Origin of the sequence: Arthrobacter mangrovi, from assembly GCF_026011795.1 — a bacterium.
Lineage (GTDB): Bacteria > Actinomycetota > Actinomycetes > Actinomycetales > Micrococcaceae > Crystallibacter > Crystallibacter mangrovi.
The window spans coordinates 1-17,729 of the sequence record NZ_BRVS01000005.1 but is presented as its reverse complement, the minus strand read 5'-3'; the positions used below and the strand labels follow the sequence as shown (position 1 = coordinate 17,729).

Annotated in this window: 14 protein-coding genes; 6 read left to right on the top strand and 8 right to left on the bottom strand. The window is 66.8% G+C overall.

All coding sequences use genetic code 11. The features are described from left to right. Positions 1-99 precede the first annotated feature (99 nt). Positions 100-1,434 (top strand): MFS transporter, encoded by a 1,335-nt coding sequence (locus AHIS1636_RS06080; RefSeq protein WP_264794930.1) that lies wholly within the window; start codon positions 100-102, stop codon positions 1,432-1,434. Position 1,435: 1 nt separating this feature from the next. On the opposite strand, the gene AHIS1636_RS06075 is transcribed toward AHIS1636_RS06080, so the two are convergent. Then, a complete protein-coding gene (locus AHIS1636_RS06075; RefSeq protein WP_264794929.1) occupies positions 1,436-2,191 on the bottom strand; it encodes an IclR family transcriptional regulator in 756 nt (251 codons plus the stop codon). 291 nt (positions 2,192-2,482) lie between these two features. Between AHIS1636_RS06075 and AHIS1636_RS06070 the strand changes: the two genes are divergently transcribed. Continuing rightward, entirely contained in the window at positions 2,483-3,865 is a 1,383-nt protein-coding gene (locus tag AHIS1636_RS06070; protein WP_264794928.1) for an MFS transporter, read from the top strand. A 619-nt stretch (positions 3,866-4,484) separates the two neighbouring features. Here AHIS1636_RS06070 and AHIS1636_RS06065 read toward each other — a convergent pair. The 3 genes from AHIS1636_RS06065 to AHIS1636_RS06055 form a co-directional block, all read right to left on the bottom strand. Then, positions 4,485-5,951, bottom strand: a complete 1,467-nt coding sequence (locus AHIS1636_RS06065; protein WP_264794927.1) for an APC family permease — start codon at positions 5,949-5,951, stop codon at positions 4,485-4,487. Between the two features lie 326 nt (positions 5,952-6,277). Then, a complete protein-coding gene (locus tag AHIS1636_RS06060) occupies positions 6,278-7,165 on the bottom strand; it encodes an AraC-like ligand-binding domain-containing protein (RefSeq protein ID WP_264795274.1) in 888 nt (295 codons plus the stop codon). 284 nt (positions 7,166-7,449) lie between these two features. After that, positions 7,450-8,043: a TetR/AcrR family transcriptional regulator gene (locus AHIS1636_RS06055; RefSeq protein ID WP_264794926.1), complete on the bottom strand. Its 594-nt coding sequence runs from the start codon at positions 8,041-8,043 to the stop codon at positions 7,450-7,452. A gap of 122 nt (positions 8,044-8,165) precedes the next feature. On the opposite strand from AHIS1636_RS06055, the gene AHIS1636_RS06050 reads away from it, so the two are divergent. The 3 genes from AHIS1636_RS06050 to AHIS1636_RS06040 all read left to right on the top strand — a co-directional run bounded on the left by AHIS1636_RS06050 (position 8,166) and on the right by AHIS1636_RS06040 (position 12,182). Continuing rightward, positions 8,166-10,076, top strand: a complete 1,911-nt coding sequence (locus AHIS1636_RS06050; RefSeq protein ID WP_264794925.1) for a primary-amine oxidase — start codon at positions 8,166-8,168, stop codon at positions 10,074-10,076. Continuing rightward, the gene (locus AHIS1636_RS06045; protein ID WP_264794924.1) at positions 10,069-10,611 is read left to right on the top strand and encodes a hypothetical protein; all 543 of its coding nucleotides are present in this window, start codon (positions 10,069-10,071) and stop codon (positions 10,609-10,611) included. Before AHIS1636_RS06050 ends, AHIS1636_RS06045 begins: the two co-directional genes overlap by 8 nt. A 95-nt stretch (positions 10,612-10,706) precedes the next feature. Next, entirely contained in the window at positions 10,707-12,182 is a 1,476-nt protein-coding gene (locus AHIS1636_RS06040) for an MFS transporter (RefSeq protein ID WP_264794923.1), read from the top strand. A 206-nt stretch (positions 12,183-12,388) separates the two neighbouring features. Here AHIS1636_RS06040 and hpaD read toward each other — a convergent pair whose 3' ends face one another. Genes hpaD through AHIS1636_RS06020 form a run of 4 tightly spaced genes read right to left on the bottom strand, consistent with a single transcriptional unit; the run spans position 12,389 to position 17,235 of the window. Then, complete coding sequence (gene hpaD, locus AHIS1636_RS06035; RefSeq protein WP_264794922.1) at positions 12,389-13,486, bottom strand: 3,4-dihydroxyphenylacetate 2,3-dioxygenase; 1,098 nt, start codon at positions 13,484-13,486, stop codon at positions 12,389-12,391. Positions 13,487-13,515: 29 nt separating this feature from the next. Further along, positions 13,516-15,045: a 5-carboxymethyl-2-hydroxymuconate semialdehyde dehydrogenase gene (gene hpaE, locus AHIS1636_RS06030; protein ID WP_264794921.1), complete on the bottom strand. Its 1,530-nt coding sequence runs from the start codon at positions 15,043-15,045 to the stop codon at positions 13,516-13,518. 34 nt (positions 15,046-15,079) lie between these two features. Next, positions 15,080-15,757, bottom strand: a complete 678-nt coding sequence (locus tag AHIS1636_RS06025) for a GntR family transcriptional regulator (RefSeq protein WP_264794920.1) — start codon at positions 15,755-15,757, stop codon at positions 15,080-15,082. A gap of 2 nt (positions 15,758-15,759) precedes the next feature. After that, entirely contained in the window at positions 15,760-17,235 is a 1,476-nt protein-coding gene (locus AHIS1636_RS06020) for a fumarylacetoacetate hydrolase family protein (protein WP_264795273.1), read from the bottom strand. A gap of 249 nt (positions 17,236-17,484) precedes the next feature. Between AHIS1636_RS06020 and AHIS1636_RS06015 the strand changes: the two genes are divergently transcribed. Beyond that, a partial coding sequence (locus AHIS1636_RS06015) for a hypothetical protein (RefSeq protein ID WP_264794919.1) occupies positions 17,485-17,729 on the top strand: 245 nt, incomplete at its 3' end.

Here is a 17,729-nt window from a genome sequence, read left to right as displayed (position 1 = left end):
GGCCCGGACGGATGCGCGGACAGGTATGATGGTCCGCGTATCCGGGTTCTGCGCATCGGGAGGTAGGGACGATGCGCCACGCTAGCGTACGGAAAATCAATGAATCGCCGCTCCGCGCCGGGCTTTCCTAGCCGTCCTGCCACCCGCCGGGCTCCTTCAAACCCTGCAACCGGGCAAAAACGCAACCTCTGGGGCCGCTATGCGCGGCTGTCGCAACTGGCCGGCCCGTCCTTCCTGGCCATCGGTTTCCCCGCGCGCCTGCCACTAGCCATGCTGACCATCGGCACGCTCACCATGGTGACCGCCAGCACTGGGTCATATGCCTCGGGCGGTTTCGCCGCCGGCGCTGTCGGTATCGGCTCAGCCATCGGCGCCCCGGCTCTGGGGTACTTCGCGGACCGCCAGGGGCAACGTCCCGTCCTGCTCCTCGCCGCCGCGGCACATACCTTGGCCATCGGGATGCTGCTGCTGGCGGTCTACGCAGCGGGAGGGGCCGGAATGGGCGCCATCCTTGCGGCGTCCTTTGCAGTCGGTGCAACATCTCCCCAGGTCAGCCCGCTGGCCCGGGTCCGTTGGATGGCCATGACCCGCGACGACAAGCAGGTTCTGGACACCGCGCTCTCCTACGAGAGCACCGCGGACGAACTGACCTTCGTTTTGGGGCCGGCACTGGTCGGGCTGTTGGCTGCTGCGGTCGCTCCGTGGCTGCCCTTCGTTCTGGCCGTTCTCATCACTGCCACGCTGGTGCCTGCCTTTGCCCTCCACCGCACCTCGTTCGCCGTCGTACCCGTGCGGCGGAGCCTGGCGCAGCAGCATCCGGAGGCGGCTGCCGAAGCGCTACGCAGCCGCCAGCCCGTCAACTGGCTGAGGACGTCAGTGCCTGTCCTGGGCATGATTGCCATGGGAACCTTCTTCGGCGGATCCCAGAATGCGCTCAGTGCATTCGGCGGAACGTTCGGCGCGGCTGATGCTGCCGGGCTGCTGTACTCGCTGCTTGGCCTGACCTCCGCCTTCGGCGCCCTCTCCGTGGCCTACTGGCCGGCCCGGTGGAAGCCAGCGCCACGCTGGATCGTGTGCGCCGGGGCGATGGCCGCCTTCAGCGCCTTGCTGCTTCTGCCCGGCGACGTCGGGACGATGGTCATTGTCCTGCTCGTGATCGGCCTGCCGGTCGGACCGACCATGGTTACCATTTTCAGTATCGGCACGCTGGTCGCACCTAAGGACCGGCTCGGTACCGTCATGACGCTGCTGGCAAGCGGCGTCGTGCTGGGCAGCGCGATAGGATCCGCTGCAGCCGGGGCAGCGGCCGAGCGAGGCGGCTACGCGGACGCGTTCGTTGTTCCGATCGCCGCCGCGGCGGCGCTGTTCGTGCTCGGTTTCCTTGCCGCCGCCGTCGCCCGCAGCAGCTCACCCGGCGACCGCGGGGACGCCTAATTCAGCGCAGTTCGGATTCGATCGCGGAGGCTGCTCGCTGCAGGGACGCGGCGATGTCCTCCGTGGACGTCGTCGTACGGATGTACACCACGGAAATGGCCGCCGGTGGCTGACCCGGTACGATGACGGGCACTGCCACCGAGGATACGCCGGGAATGACCTCGTCGTGGCTGACGGCATAGCCGAGCTTCCGGGCAAGCTCCGCTTCCGGCCGGAACGGCTGTCCGGGGGCTTGCCGCTCCCATTGTTCGCGTCCCACGGCAGCCTGGATGGCGATGCCGGGCGCGCCGCTGGCGAATGAATGCCGCATACCAGGGTGCTGGACGAGGGCTGCGGCGGTATGCCGCGGTTCGACCGTCACCAGAGTCACGCAATCCCGCTGGTCCCAGACTGCGATGAATGCGGTCATGGCCAAGTTGTTGGCGAGGGTCGTCAGTTCCGGCAGGGCGGCCGACTGGAGATCCCTGGAGACGCCCCGCGCCAATGCGGCCAGCCCCGGGCCCGCCTGGACCTTGCCGGCGGAATCGCGCATCAGCAGTGAATGGTCCTCCAACGTGCGCAGGATCCGATAGGCGATGGACCGATGGACCCCCAGTGCGTGGGACAGTTCGGCAATCGTCATCGGGGCCCGTGCCTCGGCAAGGATCTCCAGCGCCCGGATGCCGCGCGAGAGGGTCTGGGAGTGTGCTGGCCCCTTCGGTGCCGCACGCTCCACTCCTGCGGTCGACACATCGGCCGGGGGGACAGGCTGGCTCATGGGTTCATCCTTCAGTCAATGTCGAGACGCCCACCTATGATTGTGTGGACGCTCACAATACGACCATTGTTCTATATCGGCACGAAATGTCCAACTATCGAACAGTGCACGGCGCCGTCGAGTGGCCAGGTTGCGCGTGGCCGCTCCCGCGGGATGTTCGACGGCGGCCTGCCGCAGCAGCGCAAAGTGCCCGAAAATTCTGTGTGATACGCCTCACCGTCGTGTAGTATGGCATCCGTCACATACCGACCGTTCTGTCGGTAATCTTCGACCGGGAGTATCGGAGTTTCCATGTCAACGTCAGAAGAACTGGCCGGCAACCTTAGCCCCTCTACGCGGAAAGAGGAGCGGAAGGTGCTTGCCGGAACGCTGGTCGGCACCACCATTGAGTGGTACGACTTCTTTATCTACGCGCAGGCCGCCGGCCTGGTCCTGGCCCAGCTGTATTTCGCACCGCTTGGCGCAGAGAACGCCGGGCTGGCCCAGGTTATCTCTTGGGCCTCGCTGGGCATCAGCTTCCTGTTCCGCCCCCTCGGAGCCATCGTGGCGGGGCACCTGGGGGACCGGCTCGGCCGCAAAATGATGCTGGTCTTCACCTTGGTCCTGATGGGCCTCGCCACCGCACTTATCGGTGTGCTGCCCACCTACGCGCAGATCGGCATCTGGGCTCCGATCCTGCTCGTGCTGCTGCGCATCCTGCAGGGCTTCTCGGCCGGCGGCGAGTGGGGCGGCGCGGCGCTGATGTCTGTTGAGCACGCGCCCGTCGACAAGCGGGGCTTCTTCGGGGCTTATCCGCAGATCGGCGTCCCCTGCGGCATGATCCTGGCCACCGGCGTGATGTGGCTGCTCAGCACCCTCATGAGCGACGAAGCCTTCCTCGCCTGGGGCTGGCGCATCCCCTTCCTGTTCTCCATCGTCCTGATCGTCGTTGGCTTCATGATCCGCCGTTCGGTAGATGAGAGCCCGGTCTTCAAGGAAATGCAGGAGCGCAAGAAGGAATCGGCCGCCCCCTTGGGCCTGCTGTTCAAGCACAACTCCAAAGAGGTCATCCTCACCGCATTGATCTTCATCGCCAACAACGCCGCCGGCTACCTGCTCATCGCATTCTTTGCCTCCTACGCCACTAAAGCGCCCGAGCAAGGCGGCCTGGGCATGGACCGTTCCGCGGTTCTGCTGGCCAGCACGCTCGCCGCGTTCGGCTGGCTGATTTTCACGATGTACGGCGGCATCCTGTCCGACAGGATCGGGCGCATCCGCACTTTCCAGATTGGATATGTCTGGGTGCTCCTGTGGTCCATCCCGATGTTCCTGCTCATCGATACCGCGAGCATCATCTGGTTCACCGTCGCCGCATTCGTCCTGACCATCGGCCTGGGCCTGTCCTACGGCCCGCAGTCGGCCCTTTACGCAGAGATGTTCCCGGCGAACGTCCGCTACTCGGGTGTTTCCATCGGCTACGCCATCGGTGCCATCCTTGGCGGCGCCTTCGCCCCGATGATCGCCGAGCTGCTGCTGGGCGCCACCGGAACAACGATCTCCATCGGCATCTACATCGCTGTCCTCTGCGTCATCTCGCTTGTGGCGGTCTCCATGGTCAAGGAGACCAAGGGGAAGAACCTGCGGGTGGAGGAGGCGCACCAGGAATACCTGCGCTCGCATCCCGAAGCGCGCTGACCAGCCGCTCTGCAATACCGACAACCGGAATGCCGATAGCCGGAATACCGACAGCCGGGCCGCCGCGAACCCTACGCGGCGGCCCGGCTTTCCGTTGTCTGCGGCCTGGATGGCCGGGAGGCGCCGGCAGGGCCCGTACGGGCGACTGGGGCTGTGTGTACCGCTGCGGACGAGGCGCCAGCAGGGTCTGCGCGCCTCACCGGGACCAGCATGTGTGAAGGCGCGGCGGCCGTGTCCGGCAGGGCCGGTGGGTAACCGGGGCTGTGTTTGCGGGAGCGACGGCGTTCCCCGCAGAATCCGGGTGCGTCACCGCATCCCGCAGGGGCCGAGGTCAAGTTGGGGGCATGGGTAGTTCTCCCCATCGCGCACGCGCTGGCCGCAAGGCTAAGGTGGGTTTCGATGGCCGTGCTTGGGAAGAAGCCGGCCTCCGCCCGGGTCCTGAACGAGAGCCCGGAACCGGAAAAGCCGGCGCTGCACAGCCCCCCAACCTCTGCAGCCCCGGCTTTTCTGCTTAACGGGACCGGCCGGCCCGCCCCGAAGGGAGGACCGGCCGGCAGCAGGAGCGGTGTGTACCGGACGCGATGGGTGTGCGGTTTTGCCGCCGCTGGATCGTGAGCGGTCAGCTGTCCGTTCCGCCGTGGCCGATGCCGGCGTAGATGTCGGGCCGGACCGACCTCAGGTACAGGCCCCAGCACAGCCCTGCCATGCCGGGCACCACGGCAACCGCCGGTAGCAGCCAGGAAAGCGTGGACAAGCCCTCGGACCCGATCAGGACGTTGAAGTTGGCCACGATCAGGACGAACACGGCGCCCAGAGTGACGACGGCCATGGCCGGCGCGATGAGTTTGACCCAGAGCGAGTAACCCTCGCCATGCTTCCGGAAGTACCCGATCACAGCGGCCGAGATCAGCACCAGCAGCAGGACCAGCCCGAACGCCCCCGTATTGGTCAGCCAAGTGAAGAACGTCAGGACCGGGTAGAGCGCCCCCAGTTCCGATCCTATTCCCGCGGCCGCGAAGACCGTCAGCATGACCAGGGCCACCAGGGACTGCGACAGTGAGCCCGCCACCGGCGCGAAGGACTCCGGATTGACATAGGCCAGGCGGCGCGGGAGGACGCCCTCCCGGGACAGCGAAAAGACGTAACGCGCCACGGCGTTGTGGAACGCCATCAGCGCCGCGAACAAACTCGTCACGAATAGCACCTGGGCGATGTCGGCCAGCACCGTGCCGCCGTGCTCGGCCAGGAACACGAAGATGAGGTCGGGGCCGAACTCCCGGGACTTCGCGATGATTTGGCTATGTCCGGTGGCTGTCGCGGTGGCCCATCCGGAGAAGGCATAGAAGAGCGAGATGACGGCCACGGCAATGTAGGTGGCGCGGGCGATGGAGCGCTTGGGGTCTTTGGCCTCTTCGCTGTAAATGGCGGCCGATTCGAACCCCATGAAGGCTGCGATGCTGAAAGCCAGCGCTGCCCCGACCCCTGCCGTGAACAGGTTGGCGGGATCCATGGAAGCACCGGAAATCCCCTCCGGCGCGACGGCGATGGCAACGACGTCGAATACCAGCACGGCCACGAACTCGAGGCCGACGAGGACCGCGATAACCTTGGCCGAGAGGTCGACCTTCCGGACGCCCAGCCAGCCCACCGCCAGAAAGCCGACCAGGGCCGTGGCCCACCACGGCACATCCACGCCGAGTTTCGCACTCACGAACGACGCCGACGCGAAGCCGAACAACCCGTAGATCCCGACCTGCATGGCGTTGTAGGAAACCAGCGCCACCCACGCTGCACCGACCCCCGCCGCCCGGCCGAGGCCTTGGGCGATATAGGCGTAGAAGGCGCCGGCGTTGCTGATATGGGCGCTCATCGCGGCGTAGCCGACGGTGAACAGCGCCAGGCAGACGCCGAGCACGATGAACGAGAGCGGAATCCCTAGTACTCCTGTCACGGCGAAGTTGCTCGTCGTGCCGCCGGCCACCACGGTGAGCGGCGCGGAGGCGGCGATGATCATGAAGACCAGCGCCGGAACACCCAGCGTGCGCTTGCCGAGGCCAGTCTCCGAACCGCCTGCAAGCTGTGGCATCGTTCGTTCCTGTGACATGAAAACCTCCAACGGGAGAATAAAAAGATGCTTCGATTCTGGCAACGGCAGGCCGGTCGGGCCTTGCCCTTGGCGGAACGGCACTTGTCGAATCGTGCACAGCTTGTCCAGGTGCGGAGCTCCAGCCGGGCGAACGACGGCGGCCGGTGGCTTTTGCGGTTAGGGCAGCGTCCGCGGTGGTGGCGTGTGGACGACGGCGGCCGGTGCCGGCGGGCCTCTTCGTGGCCTCCGGTCAGGTGTCCTGCCGGCGGGCCTCTTCGTGGCCTCCAGTCAGGTGTCCTGCCGGCGGGCCTCTTCGTGGCCTCCAGTCAGGTGTCCTGCCGGCGGTAGCTGCTGGGCGGCACTCCGAAGCTGCTGCGGAAGATGCGGCTGAAGTGCGCGGCGTCCAAGAACCCCCACCGGGCGGCGATGCTGCCGACGGGCCTGTCCGCCAGGATGGGATCGCGCAGGTCCCTCCGGCAGTGGTCCAGCCTGCGGGCGCGGATCCAGCTCGCCACCGTCGTGCCTGACGCGGCGAAAATATTGTGCAGGTGGCGGGTCGAGACGTAGTGGGCCGCGGCAATCTCGGCGGGGGAGAGCTCCGGATTGCCCAAGTTGGCCTCGATGTAGCGGCGGATCCTGGCGAGGAGTTCCGGATGGCTTCCCGCATCCGTTTCGCGCCGGGCGTCGAGTTCGCTCTCGAACATGGTGGCGATCAGGTCCACCACGTTGTTGGCCAGGCGCTGGCCGCTGTTGCCCGAGAGCGCGTCCAGGTTCTCGGCCAGCTGCGCCATGAACGGGCTGATCATCCGGCCCAGGCCGGCGTCGCCCGGGAGCCGGACGGCGGTGAGCTGGCCGACGGCATCGGCGGGCAGGTCTAGCGCCTCGTGCGGGAACATCAGGACCAGGGTGCGGAAGTCCGACTCGAAGCCCAGGGTGTAGGGCCTGTGCGTGTCGTAGACCGCGAGGTCCCCGGGGCGGAGGCTGGCTTCGCGGTTGTCCTGGATGAGCAGGCCGTGGCCCGAGAGCTGGAGGTTGAGCTTGTAGTACAGCCGGTCGGCGGAGGAGATCAGCGACGGCGTGCGCAGCACCCGGTGGCCGTTGGCGCTGACTTCGACGATGGAGAGCTCGTCCAGCACGCGGGAGCGGATCCGCCCGCGGAACCCATCCGTCGCGTCCGCCTGTACATCGAGCGGCACGAAGGACTGGTTGACCAGATTGCGCCACTGGTCAAAGCTGGCGGCGTGCGCCGTTTCGACACCCGGAGCAGGCGCGGCACGGGCGGCCTCGGCTTCGAGGTGCGCACCGGTCCCGCGCTCGCACCCTGCTGCTCTGCGGGGTGCCCCGGCCGGCGGTGCCAAGGCGACGGCGTTGTCCGCCGCGGTATGTTCCGCTGCGGGCGATGGCTGCAATGACGGCGTGGCGTGAATCACAATGCATCCAATGTAGCCCGGGAGCCTGGCCTTGTCATCTTTTTTCGACGTCCGGCGAAAAACTGGGGTCAGGCGCCGGCGAGGAGCGCCAGGTAGGCGTCCAGCTGGGCGATGAGCTGCTCCGGCGAGTGCGTCGCCGGAGTGAGGGCAGCGGTGATCTGTGCGCCCAGGACGAAGGTCAGGAGGAACCCGGCGACCTGGTCATCCTCGGTTCCGGCCGAAATCTCCCCGGCCTGTCGCGCCTGGCCGAGGTACTTGCTGAGGGACCCCTGCCACTGGGCCATGGATTCCTCGTGCAGGCGCATTTTTGCGGAATCGGTCAGGGCCTTCTGCCAGAAGGGGATGACGATGCGCGCTTCGCTGATTCTTTCCTCGTCGAGGGGGAGTATTTCGTGGCAGAAGGCGCGCAGGGCTTCGAGGCCGGACAGGTCCGCCGTCTTCGCCTCCATCCGTCGGTTCGTCTGGTTGAAGACGTGTCCGAAGGCGAAGGTCAGCAGGTCGTCCTTGGTGGGGAAGTATGGCTTCAGCGCACCGTTGGCGAATCCCGCTTCGGTCGCGATCTCCCGCATGGTCGCCCCTTCCATGCCCTGGCGGGCGATGATCCGCCAGGTTGCGTTGACCAGTTCGACCCGGCGCTGGTCGTGGTCGACGATTTTGGGCATGGTGCTCCTTGTTTTGCGTCAATTGTAGAAAAACCCTTGTGAGCTATCTTACGGAAGGCTATTCTCTACAACCATAGAAAAAACGACGCACCCCGCGTCGCGAAACCGCTGGAAGGGCAGCCATGACCATCTCCTCTACGGAACTTGCCTCCGCCTATGCGCTGGCGTCCGCCGACGAAATCACCCAAGTCCGCCGGATCCTGGCCGACGCCGGCCTCGCCGGAGAAAACATCCGCTTCGCGTACCTGGGCCTGCTCGATCCGCCGCGCGGCGCGGCGCCCGGGGCGGACCGGCGGTTCCGTGCCTTCCTGCACGATGTCTCGGGGGCGGCACCGAAGGACGTGGTGGTCTCGGTGACCCGGAACGAAGTCGAATCGGTGACGGAGCTGGACACCTCCGTCACCGGCGAGCTGCCGGTACTCGAGGAGGAGTTCGCGGTCGTCGAGGAAATTCTCGCCGGGGACGAGCGCTGGCTGAAGGCGCTCGCCGACCGCAACCTCGACGTCGGTAAGGTGCGGGTTGCTCCGCTCTCCGCCGGTGTCTTCGAATACCCCGAGGAAAAGGGACGGCGCATCCTGCGCGGCCTGGCTTTCTACCAGGATTTCCCCGAGGACAGCGCCTGGGCCCATCCGGTGGACGGGCTGGTTGCCTACGTCGATATCGTCAGCAAGACGGTGGACCAGGTGCTGGACTTCGGCCCGGTCGCGGTTCCGGCGGAGCACGGCAACTACACCGATCCCGAGCTGACCGGCCCGTTGCGGGAGACCCAGAAGCCGATCAGCATCACGCAGCCGGAGGGCCCGAGCTTCACCGTGTCCGGCGGCAACCACATCGAGTGGGAGAAGTGGAGCTTCGACGTCGGCTTCGACGTCCGCGAGGGCGTGGTCCTGCACAACATCGCCTTCCAGGACGGGCACCGGAAGCGCTCGATCATCCGGCGCGCGTCGATCGCCGAAATGGTGGTGCCCTATGGTGATCCCTCACCGGTACGGTCCTGGCAGAACTACTTCGACACCGGCGAATACCTGGTGGGTCAATACGCCAACTCCCTGGAGCTGGGCTGTGACTGCCTGGGCGACATCACGTACCTGTCGCCCGTGATCGCCGACGGATTCGGCAACCCGCGCGAGATCCGCAACGGCATTTGCATGCACGAGGAGGACTGGTCCATCCTGGCCAAGCACTCCGACCTGTGGACCGGCATCAACTACACCCGGCGCAACCGCCGGATGGTCGTGTCGTTCTTCACCACCATCGGCAACTACGACTACGGCTTCTACTGGTACCTCTACCTGGACGGCACCATCGAGTTCGAGGCGAAGGCCACCGGCATCGTGTTTACCAGCGCCCATCCCGGCAAGGGCTACCCCTACGCCTCCGAACTGGCTCCCGGCCTGGGTGCCCCGTTCCACCAGCACCTGTTCAGCGCCCGGCTGGACATGGCGCTGGACGGCCTGACGAACCGGGTGGAAGAGGAAGAAGCCGTCCGGGTCCCGCTCGGCGAGGGCAACGAGCGCGGAAACGCGTTCACCCGCCGTCGTACGTTGCTGCGGACGGAGGCCGAGGGCGCCAGGGACGCCGACATGGCGGCCGGGCGCACCTGGATCATTTCCAATCCGGAGTCGCTGAACCGCCTGGGCGATCCGGTCGGGTACAAGCTGCATCCGCAGGGTCAGCCCATGCTGCTCGCGGATTCCGCGTCATCGGTGGCGCGGCGCGCGGCCTTCGCCACGAAGGACCTCTGGGTCACCCGCCACGCCGAAGAGGAGCGCTACCCGACCGGGGATTTCGTTAACCAGCACGCCGGGGATGCCGGCCTGCCGGCCTACATGGCGCAGGACCGGGGGATCGACGGCGAGGACATCGTGCTCTGGCATACGTTCGGCCTGACGCATTACCCGCGGGTGGAGGACTGGCCGATCATGCCGGTGGACACCGCCGGCTTCAAGCTGCGGCCGGAAGGCTTCTTCGACCGCAGTCCCGTCCTGGACGTGCCGCCGAACAAGCCGGCCGGCGGACACTGCCATGGCTGACACGGCCACCGCGGACATGGCCGTTGCCGGCACCGCTACGGCGGGTCCGGCCGGCGCTGACGTGGCCATGGCCGGTCGCGCCGTGAGGGAACGCCCGAACGTCGCGGTCCGCCGGCCGGTGCCGCTGCACCCCAGGCTCTGTGCCGGGGCGGCAGCGGCATCGGCCGCCGCCCACGGCTGGATGGCGTGGCTGCACCGCGGGAACTGGTGGGAGTTTGGACTCATGGTCCTGATGGCCGCGGCCTGCCTCTCCTGCATCGTGCAGCTCTGGCGGTCCGGATGCGTCGGGGCGGCCCGCCGCTTCATGGCCATGGCCCTCGCGATGGCCGGTTTCCACCTGCTGCTACTCGTGCAGCCGCTTGCCGGCGGGGTGCAGGCGCACCACACCGCGGTAGCCGCCACGGTGCAGGCAGCGTCCGCGGGGACAGGCGCGGGCGCCGGCAGTGCCGAGCCCATGCTGGCGGTGATTTTCCTGGAACTGGCAGGGGCGATGGCCGCTGCCACCTGGGTCCGGCGATCAGCCAGGCAACTATAGCCGCCGCGACCCTGTATTGATAGATCGGCAGTCTGCTTCGCAGGACACGGCCGCGCAAGTTTTGTGGCTTCCGCCACGCGGCGTATGAATGGAGGGTGAGCGCGTCCCCGAACCAGCCGCCGGCGGATCCGGACTTCGTGCCGGACCCCGGCCGCTGGCGCATCCTCACGGTCCTGCTCGTGACGGTGTTCATGGCCCTGCTGGGCGTGAGCATCGTCAATGTCGTACTACCCTCGATCGAGATCGGCCTCGGGGCCACCCAGTCCGACATCCAGTGGGTGCTCTCGGGCTACGCGCTGACTTTCGGCGTGGTGCTGGTGGCGGCGGGACGCGCCGGGGACGTTTTCGGCCGCGGGCCGATCTTCATCGCCGGCCTCATCACGTTCACGCTCTCGTCCGTGGCGGCCGGGCTGGCCCAGGATCCGGTCAGCCTCAACTTCATCCGCTTCATCCAAGGCATCGGCGCGGGCCTTTTGAACCCGCAGGCCATCGGCATGATCCAGCAGTACTTCCGCGGCGAGGAACGGGCCCGGGCCTTCGGCCTGCTGGGCAGCGTCATCGGTGTCTCGGCCGCCATCGGACCGCTCATCGGCGGCCTCCTCGTCGAACTGGCCGGGGAAGAAAACGGCTGGCGCTGGACCTTCCTGGTCAACGTCCCGGTCGGAGTCCTGGCCACCTTCCTGGCCTTCCTCTGGTTCCCCAAGCCGATGCGGACCAGGACGGCGCCCTCGGCCGGCCAGGATCCCGGCGGCCGCGGGCCGCGTGATCTGGACCCGGTCGGTTCCCTGCTGCTGGGGGCCGTAGTGCTGGTCCTGCTGCTGCCGTTCGTCGAGTCGCGGGAAGCCGCCTGGGTGTGGGTGCTGCTGCCCGTGGGCCTGGCCGGACTCGCGGCCTGGGTGTGGTGGGAGAACCGGTACAAGCGGATCGGCCGCAGCCCGATGGTGGATCCGGCGCTGTTCAGGCTCTCCAGCTTCGCCAACGGGACCGCGATCTCCGGTCTTTACATGATGGGCATGACCAGTGTGTGGGTGCTGGTCGCCCTGTACCTGCAGGACGGCCTCGGCCGGACGGCGCTGGAGGCAGGCCTCGTGGGGCTGCCCGCGGCAGTCATGGTGGCCCTCGGGTCGCATTGGGCGGGCGGTAAGGTCACGGAATACGGCCGCAAGGTGGTCATCTGGGGGATTGCCAGCGCCCTGGTCGGGCTGGCATCCAGTGTGCTCGTGGTCCACCTGAACCAGCTGAACGGGACCAGCATCTGGTGGCTGATGCTGAGCCTGTCCTTCGTCGGCGCCGCACAGGGGCTGGTGGTCAGCCCGAACCAGACGCTGACGCTCGCCGAGATCCCGATCGACTATGCGGGCAGTGCCGGCGGCGTCCAGCAGACCGGCCAGCGCATCGGCACGGCCGTCGGCATCGCGCTCATCACCGCCATTTCATTCGCCACCCTGGCGCAGACCAACTGGACGACGGCGATCACCATCGGCTTCTCGGCGATCGCCGTGATCGTCCTCGCGACGCTGGCCATCGCAGTCAAGGACCAGCGGGCCCGCATCCGCGCCGGACACGTCTGAGCGCTGCCGCGTCGGGCCTTCCGGAGCACCGTTCCGCCGTTCCCGGCGCGCCGTCCCCGCCCGTTCCCGGCGTACCGCTCCGGGCCAGTGGGGTAACTGCGTGGTCCTTAACGCGGAAGGTGACAAGTACGACGGCGGTGCGTGCCGCCGCCGTACTTGTCACCGTTTGTCCGTGCTGCCCGGCGCGTTGGGCGCCAGGCCCGGGATCAGACCAGGTTGCCGAGCTTGAAGCCCTTGGCCGCCTCGCCGCGGTAGGAGCCGGACTCGTCGTCCGCGCGGGTGTAGGAGAACCCGTCGGCGCCGATGGTCACCTCCATTTCGGAGGTGTCTTCGCGCTTGGCGACTTCCTGCGGGTTGCCGTCCAGGTCGAGGACCAGGGAGGCTTCGGTGTACCAGGACGGGACGACGGGGTTGCCCCACCAGTCGCGGCGCTGGTTGTCGTGGACGTCCCAGGTGATGACGGGGTTGTCCGGGTCGCCGGTGTAGTAGTCCTGGGTGTAGATCTCCACGCGGTGGCCGTCCGGGTCCAGGATGTAGAGGTAGAAGGCGTTGGAGACGCCGTGCCGGCCGGGGCCGCGCTCGATCCGGTCGGACATGCGCAGGGCGCCCATCTTGTCGCAGATCTGGATGATGTTGTGCTTCTCGTGGGTGGAGAAGGCGACGTGGTGCATGCGCGGGCCGTTGCCGCCGGTGAGGGCGGTGTCGTGGACGGTGCCCTTGCGGTGCATCCAGGCGGCGTAGGTGGTGCCCTCGGCGTCCTTGATGTCTTCGGTGACGCGGAAGCCGAGGTCTTCGAGGTACTTGCGGCCGCGCGGGACGTCCGGGGTGACCTGGTTGAAGTGGTCCAGGCGGACGAGTTCGCCGGCGGAGTAGAGGTCGTAGCGCATGTGCAGGCGCTCGACGTGCTCGGTCTCGTGGAAGAACTCGTAGGGGAAGCCCAGCGGGTCCTCCACGCGGAGCGAGTCGCCGATGCCCTTGACGAAGCCTTCCTTGCGGCGTTCGGTGCGGCAGCCGAGTTCCTGGTAGTAGGCCTCGGCCTTGTCCACGTCCTCGGGGCTGCGCACGCGGTAGGAGAAGGCGGCGACGGCGGCCACGGGGCCCTTGCGGAGCACCAGGTTGTGGTGGATGAATTCCTCGAAGGAGCGCAGGTAGATCGCGTTCTCGTCTTCTTCGGTGACGTGCAGGCCGAGCAGGTCGACGTAGAAGGCGCGGGACTTGGCGAGGTCGGTGACGACGATCTCCATGTACGCGCAGCGCAGGATGTCGGGTGCCGGGACGGAAGGCTTGGGAATCTCGTTGCTCATTGTTCTCTCCTTTGGGATGTGTCTAAGGGCTAGCTGTCGCTGACGGCGCCGGCGTCCTCGGCCTTGCCGAAGACCGGGTTGTGCACCTCGCCGAGGTTGATGTGGACGGCCTGCTGGTCGGTGTAGAAGTCGATGGAGCGGTAGCCGCCCTCATGGCCCAGGCCGGAGGCCTTGACGCCGCCGAAGGGGGTGCGCAGGTCGCGGACGTTGTTGGAGTTCAGCCACACCATGCCGGCCTCAACGTTCTGGGCAAAGTTGTGGGCCCGCTTGAGGTCATTGGTCCAGATGTAGGCGGCGAGGCCGTACTTGGTGTTGTTGGCCAGTTCCAGCGCCTCCTCGTCCGAGTCGAACGGGGTGATGGCGACGACCGGGCCGAAGATTTCCTCCTGGAAGATCCGGGCATCCGGTGCGACGTCGGCGAAGACGGTCGGCTGGATGAAGTTGCCTTCCGGGAATGCCTCCGGGCGGCCGCCGCCGGCGGTCAGGCGTGCCTCCTGCTTGCCGATCTCCACGTAGGACATGACCTTTTCGAAGTGCTCCGGGTGGACCAGGGCACCGACCTCGGTCGCCTCGTCGTGGGGATAGCCGACCTTCACGCGCTTTGCCTGGGCGGAGTAGCGCTCCACGAACTCGTCGTAGATGCTCCGCTCGACCAGGATGCGGGATCCGGCGGTGCAGCGCTCGCCGTTGAGGGAGAAGACGCCGAAGATGGTCGCGTCGATGGCGGCCTCCAGGTCGGCATCGGCGAAGACGACGGCGGGGGACTTGCCGCCCAGCTCCATGGACAGGCCCTTCAGGTAGGGAGCCGCGTTGCCGAAGATGATCTGGCCGGTGCGGGACTCGCCGGTGAAGGAGATCAGCGGAACATCCGGGTGCTTGACCAGGGAATCGCCCGCGTAGCCCTCTTCGCCGAAGCCGTGGACGATGTTGAAGACGCCCTCCGGCAGGCCGGCCTCTTCGAAGATTCCCGGCCACAGGGAGGCGGAGAGCGGGGTGAACTCGGCGGGCTTCAGGACCACGGTGTTGCCGGTCGCCAGGGCCGGGCCCAGCTTCCAGGACTCGAGCATGAAGGGGGTGTTCCACGGCGTGATCAGGCCGGCCACGCCGATGGGCTTGCGGTTGACGTAGTTGGCCTGGCGGCCGGGGACCTTGAAGGCGTCGTCGTGCTGGGCAACGATCAGGTCGGCGAAGAAACGGAAGTTCTCCGCGGCGCGGCGCGCCTGGCCCAGGGCCTGCTTGATCGGCAGGCCGGTGTCGAAGCACTCCATCTCGGCGAGCTCCTGGCCGCGGGACTCGACGATGTCGGCGATGCGGTGCAGCACGCGGGAACGCTCGCGGGGAAGCATGTTCGGCCAGGGGCCGTTCTCGAAAGCGTCCTTGGCGGCGGCGACTGCCGCGGCGACGTCGGCGACCTTGCCGGACGCGGCCTTGATGTACGGCTTGTTGGTGACCGGGTCCAGCACGTCGAAGGTATCGCCGTCGATCGAGTCGACGAGCTTGCCGCCGATGTAGTGCTGGAGGTGGGTGGGCAGGTTCTCGGGCACAAAGTGGTCGGCCATGATCTACCTTTCGTTGTGGGTTGGCGGAGGTTGGCTAAAGGAGGGAGGGTGATTGGTTCTTCTGGGCCATGTAGGCGTTGAGCGTGCCCGTCCGGTGCGCCCGGGCGGCCATCTCGATCTCGTGCGGGCTGGCTTTGGCTTCCAGCAGTTCGAGCAGCCCTTCGTGTTCTGCGACGGACTCCCGCGCCCGGCCGGGCACGAGGTCGAAGCTGGAGGCACGCATGGCGTTCAGGCGGTTCCAGCCGCGGTGCACCAGGTCCAGGATGTGCGGATTGGGGCAGCGGCCGTAGAGGATGGCGTGGAATTCGTTGTTCAGCCGCGTGAAGCGGACCGGTTCAAAGTTCTCCAGGCACTCGCGCAGCTGGTTGTTCAGCTCGCGCGCGCGGCGAAGGTCCTCGTCGGTGATGAGGTGGGCGGCCAGGCCCGTCGCGGCGCCTTCGACGATGCTCAGGGTCTGCATGGTGTGCAGGTAGAGCGTGGCGTCGATGGAGGCGACCGTTGCTCCGACGTTCCGCTCGAAGGTGACGAGTCCTTCGGCCTCAAGCCGTCGGATCGCTTCCCGGACCGGTACCACGCTGCAGCCGAGTTCGTCGGCAATGCTGCTCAGCACCAGGCGGTAACCCGGCACCAGCTGGCCGTTGCCGATCCGCTCATGGAGCAGCTGGTAGGCCCGTTCCGACTTCGAGGCGGTCGTCGTCGCGGCGGTCGACATGGTTAGGCCCCGTTGCCTTCTGCAACCCACTGCTGGTACTTGGCCAGCCAGTCGGCGTTCATCGGGAACAGGCCGTCGATCTTGTGTCCTTCCTTGACCATCTGGAACACGAAGCTGTCGCGGCGCTCCTGCTCGACGACCTCGTCCGCGATTTCGGCGGCCAGGGCCGGCGGGATCACGAGGATGCCATTGTCATCCGCGATGATGATGTCGCCCGGCTGGATCGTGGCGCCGCCGCAACCGATGGTCACGTCGTAGTCCCACGGGACATGCTTGCGCCCGAGCACTGCAGGATGGGCTCCGTTGTAGAAAGTCGGGATGTCCAGGGCCGCAACCTCGGAAAGGTCACGGACGCCGCCGTCGGTAATGATGGCTTCCGCGCCGCGTACCTGGGCACGCATGGCGAGAATGTCGCCGAGCGTACCCGAGCCCTTTTCGCCGCGCGCCTCCATGACCAGGATCTCGCCGGGTCCGACGGCGTCGATGATCCGCTTCTGGGCGTTGTATCCGCCGCCGTGGCTCTTGAATAGGTCTTCGCGGTTGGGGACGTAACGCAGCGTCCGTGCGGTGCCGATGACTTTCTGGCCCGGCTTGGTAGCCAGCAGACCGTCGACGCTGACGTTGTTGAGGCCACGCTTGCGCAGTGCACCTGAAATTGTGGCCGTGGCGACGGAGAGCAGCTTGGCCTTGACGTCGTCCGTCAGCGCCGACTTGCCGGTTACGGCGGGAGCCAGACCGGCCGCTTCTTCGCTGCCGAAGGCGTCGATGCGGTCCTTGTCCGTGATCTTCGGGGTGTCGCCGAAGGACGCGAAGCCGTGTTCGCCCTGGACCACGGTCGTGGACAGGCGTCCGGTGCTCAGCCCCGCTGCCTCGTCGGCGACCTCGACCTCCACGACATCGCCGGGAACGATGACCGAGGAGCCGGCGGGCGTCCCGGTGAGGATGACGTCACCCGGCTGCAGGGTCATCAGCTGGGACAGGTCGGCAACGATCTGCGCGAAGGAGAAGATCAGCCCCGCGGTCGTGTCGTCCTGGACGGCCTCGCCGTTTACCCAGGTGCGGATGCGCAGTGCATCCGGGTTGATGTCGGCCGCCGGCAGCAGGGCGGGGCCGAACGGCGTGAAGCCGTCGCCCGACTTGGAGCGGATATTCGAGCCCTTGTCGGCGTACTTGATGTCGTAGACGCCGAGGTCATTGCTGGCGGTCACGAAGCCGACGTGCCCCCAAGCGTCCTCGACCGAAACCCGGCGGGCTGCGGTGCCGATCACCAGGGCGACTTCGCCCTCGAAGGCCAGAAGTTCGGTGCCGGCCGGGCGTTCGACGGTGCCGCCGGTGAGGGCCAGCGACGACGAGGCCTTCATGAAGTAGGAGGGGTTGGCAGGAATGCGGCCGCGCTGTTCGGCGCGCGAGCGGTAGGAGAGGTGGACCGCCAGGACCTTGCCGGCCTCATTGATTGTCTGGGCGTCCACTTGCTGCAAAGTGGCCTGCGCGGTGCTTCGGGCGTTATTGCCGTCGGACAAGGCTCCTCCTGATGTGATGTACGAAATCGTATACGATCTATCATGGCCTGTGCGGCCGGTCACGTCAACCCTTGGAGGAACATTCCCTAACGGCCAGCCATCTGGGCCATTGACGGTGTAGCGGCTGCGGACTTGGAGGAGCCACTGGACCTACACACCGCCTGTTTTTGCTCGCCCCTCTAATGCCTGTACTCATAAGGTGGCGGCATGGCTCTCACCTCGTTGGACGCAACCGAAGAGATGGAAACATCCATCTTTGGAATCCGGGAGCGCCTGTTGGAACTCGCCGAGCGGTTCCAGGCCGAGGCAGCCGCTCTGCCGCATCGGGACTTGGCCGCAGTAGTAGCAGCAATCGAAGATGTATCGAAGGTCGTTGACTTCTTCCAAGTCGTGGGCGCCCACGCTGTCGAGCAGGCTGACCTGGCCGCCTCGCTTGGTCAATCCGTAGCCCC

What these genes read in the sequence shown, in the direction of transcription:
- AHIS1636_RS06025 (WP_264794920.1), bottom strand. Translation starts at nt 15,757, where the DNA reads ATGTCGACCGCCGCGACGACGACCGCCTCGAAGTCGGAACGGGCCTAC.
- AHIS1636_RS06065 (WP_264794927.1), bottom strand. Translation starts at nt 5,951, where the DNA reads ATGCCACAGCTTGCAGGCGGTTCGGAGACTGGCCTCGGCAAGCGCACG.
- AHIS1636_RS06080 (WP_264794930.1), top strand. Translation starts at nt 100, where the DNA reads ATGAATCGCCGCTCCGCGCCGGGCTTTCCTAGCCGTCCTGCCACCCGC.
- AHIS1636_RS06050 (WP_264794925.1), top strand. Translation starts at nt 8,166, where the DNA reads ATGACCATCTCCTCTACGGAACTTGCCTCCGCCTATGCGCTGGCGTCC.
- hpaD (WP_264794922.1), bottom strand. Translation starts at nt 13,486, where the DNA reads ATGAGCAACGAGATTCCCAAGCCTTCCGTCCCGGCACCCGACATCCTG.
- AHIS1636_RS06055 (WP_264794926.1), bottom strand. Translation starts at nt 8,043, where the DNA reads ATGCCCAAAATCGTCGACCACGACCAGCGCCGGGTCGAACTGGTCAAC.
- AHIS1636_RS06070 (WP_264794928.1), top strand. Translation starts at nt 2,483, where the DNA reads ATGTCAACGTCAGAAGAACTGGCCGGCAACCTTAGCCCCTCTACGCGG.
- AHIS1636_RS06075 (WP_264794929.1), bottom strand. Translation starts at nt 2,191, where the DNA reads ATGAGCCAGCCTGTCCCCCCGGCCGATGTGTCGACCGCAGGAGTGGAG.
- hpaE (WP_264794921.1), bottom strand. Translation starts at nt 15,045, where the DNA reads ATGGCCGACCACTTTGTGCCCGAGAACCTGCCCACCCACCTCCAGCAC.
- AHIS1636_RS06045 (WP_264794924.1), top strand. Translation starts at nt 10,069, where the DNA reads ATGGCTGACACGGCCACCGCGGACATGGCCGTTGCCGGCACCGCTACG.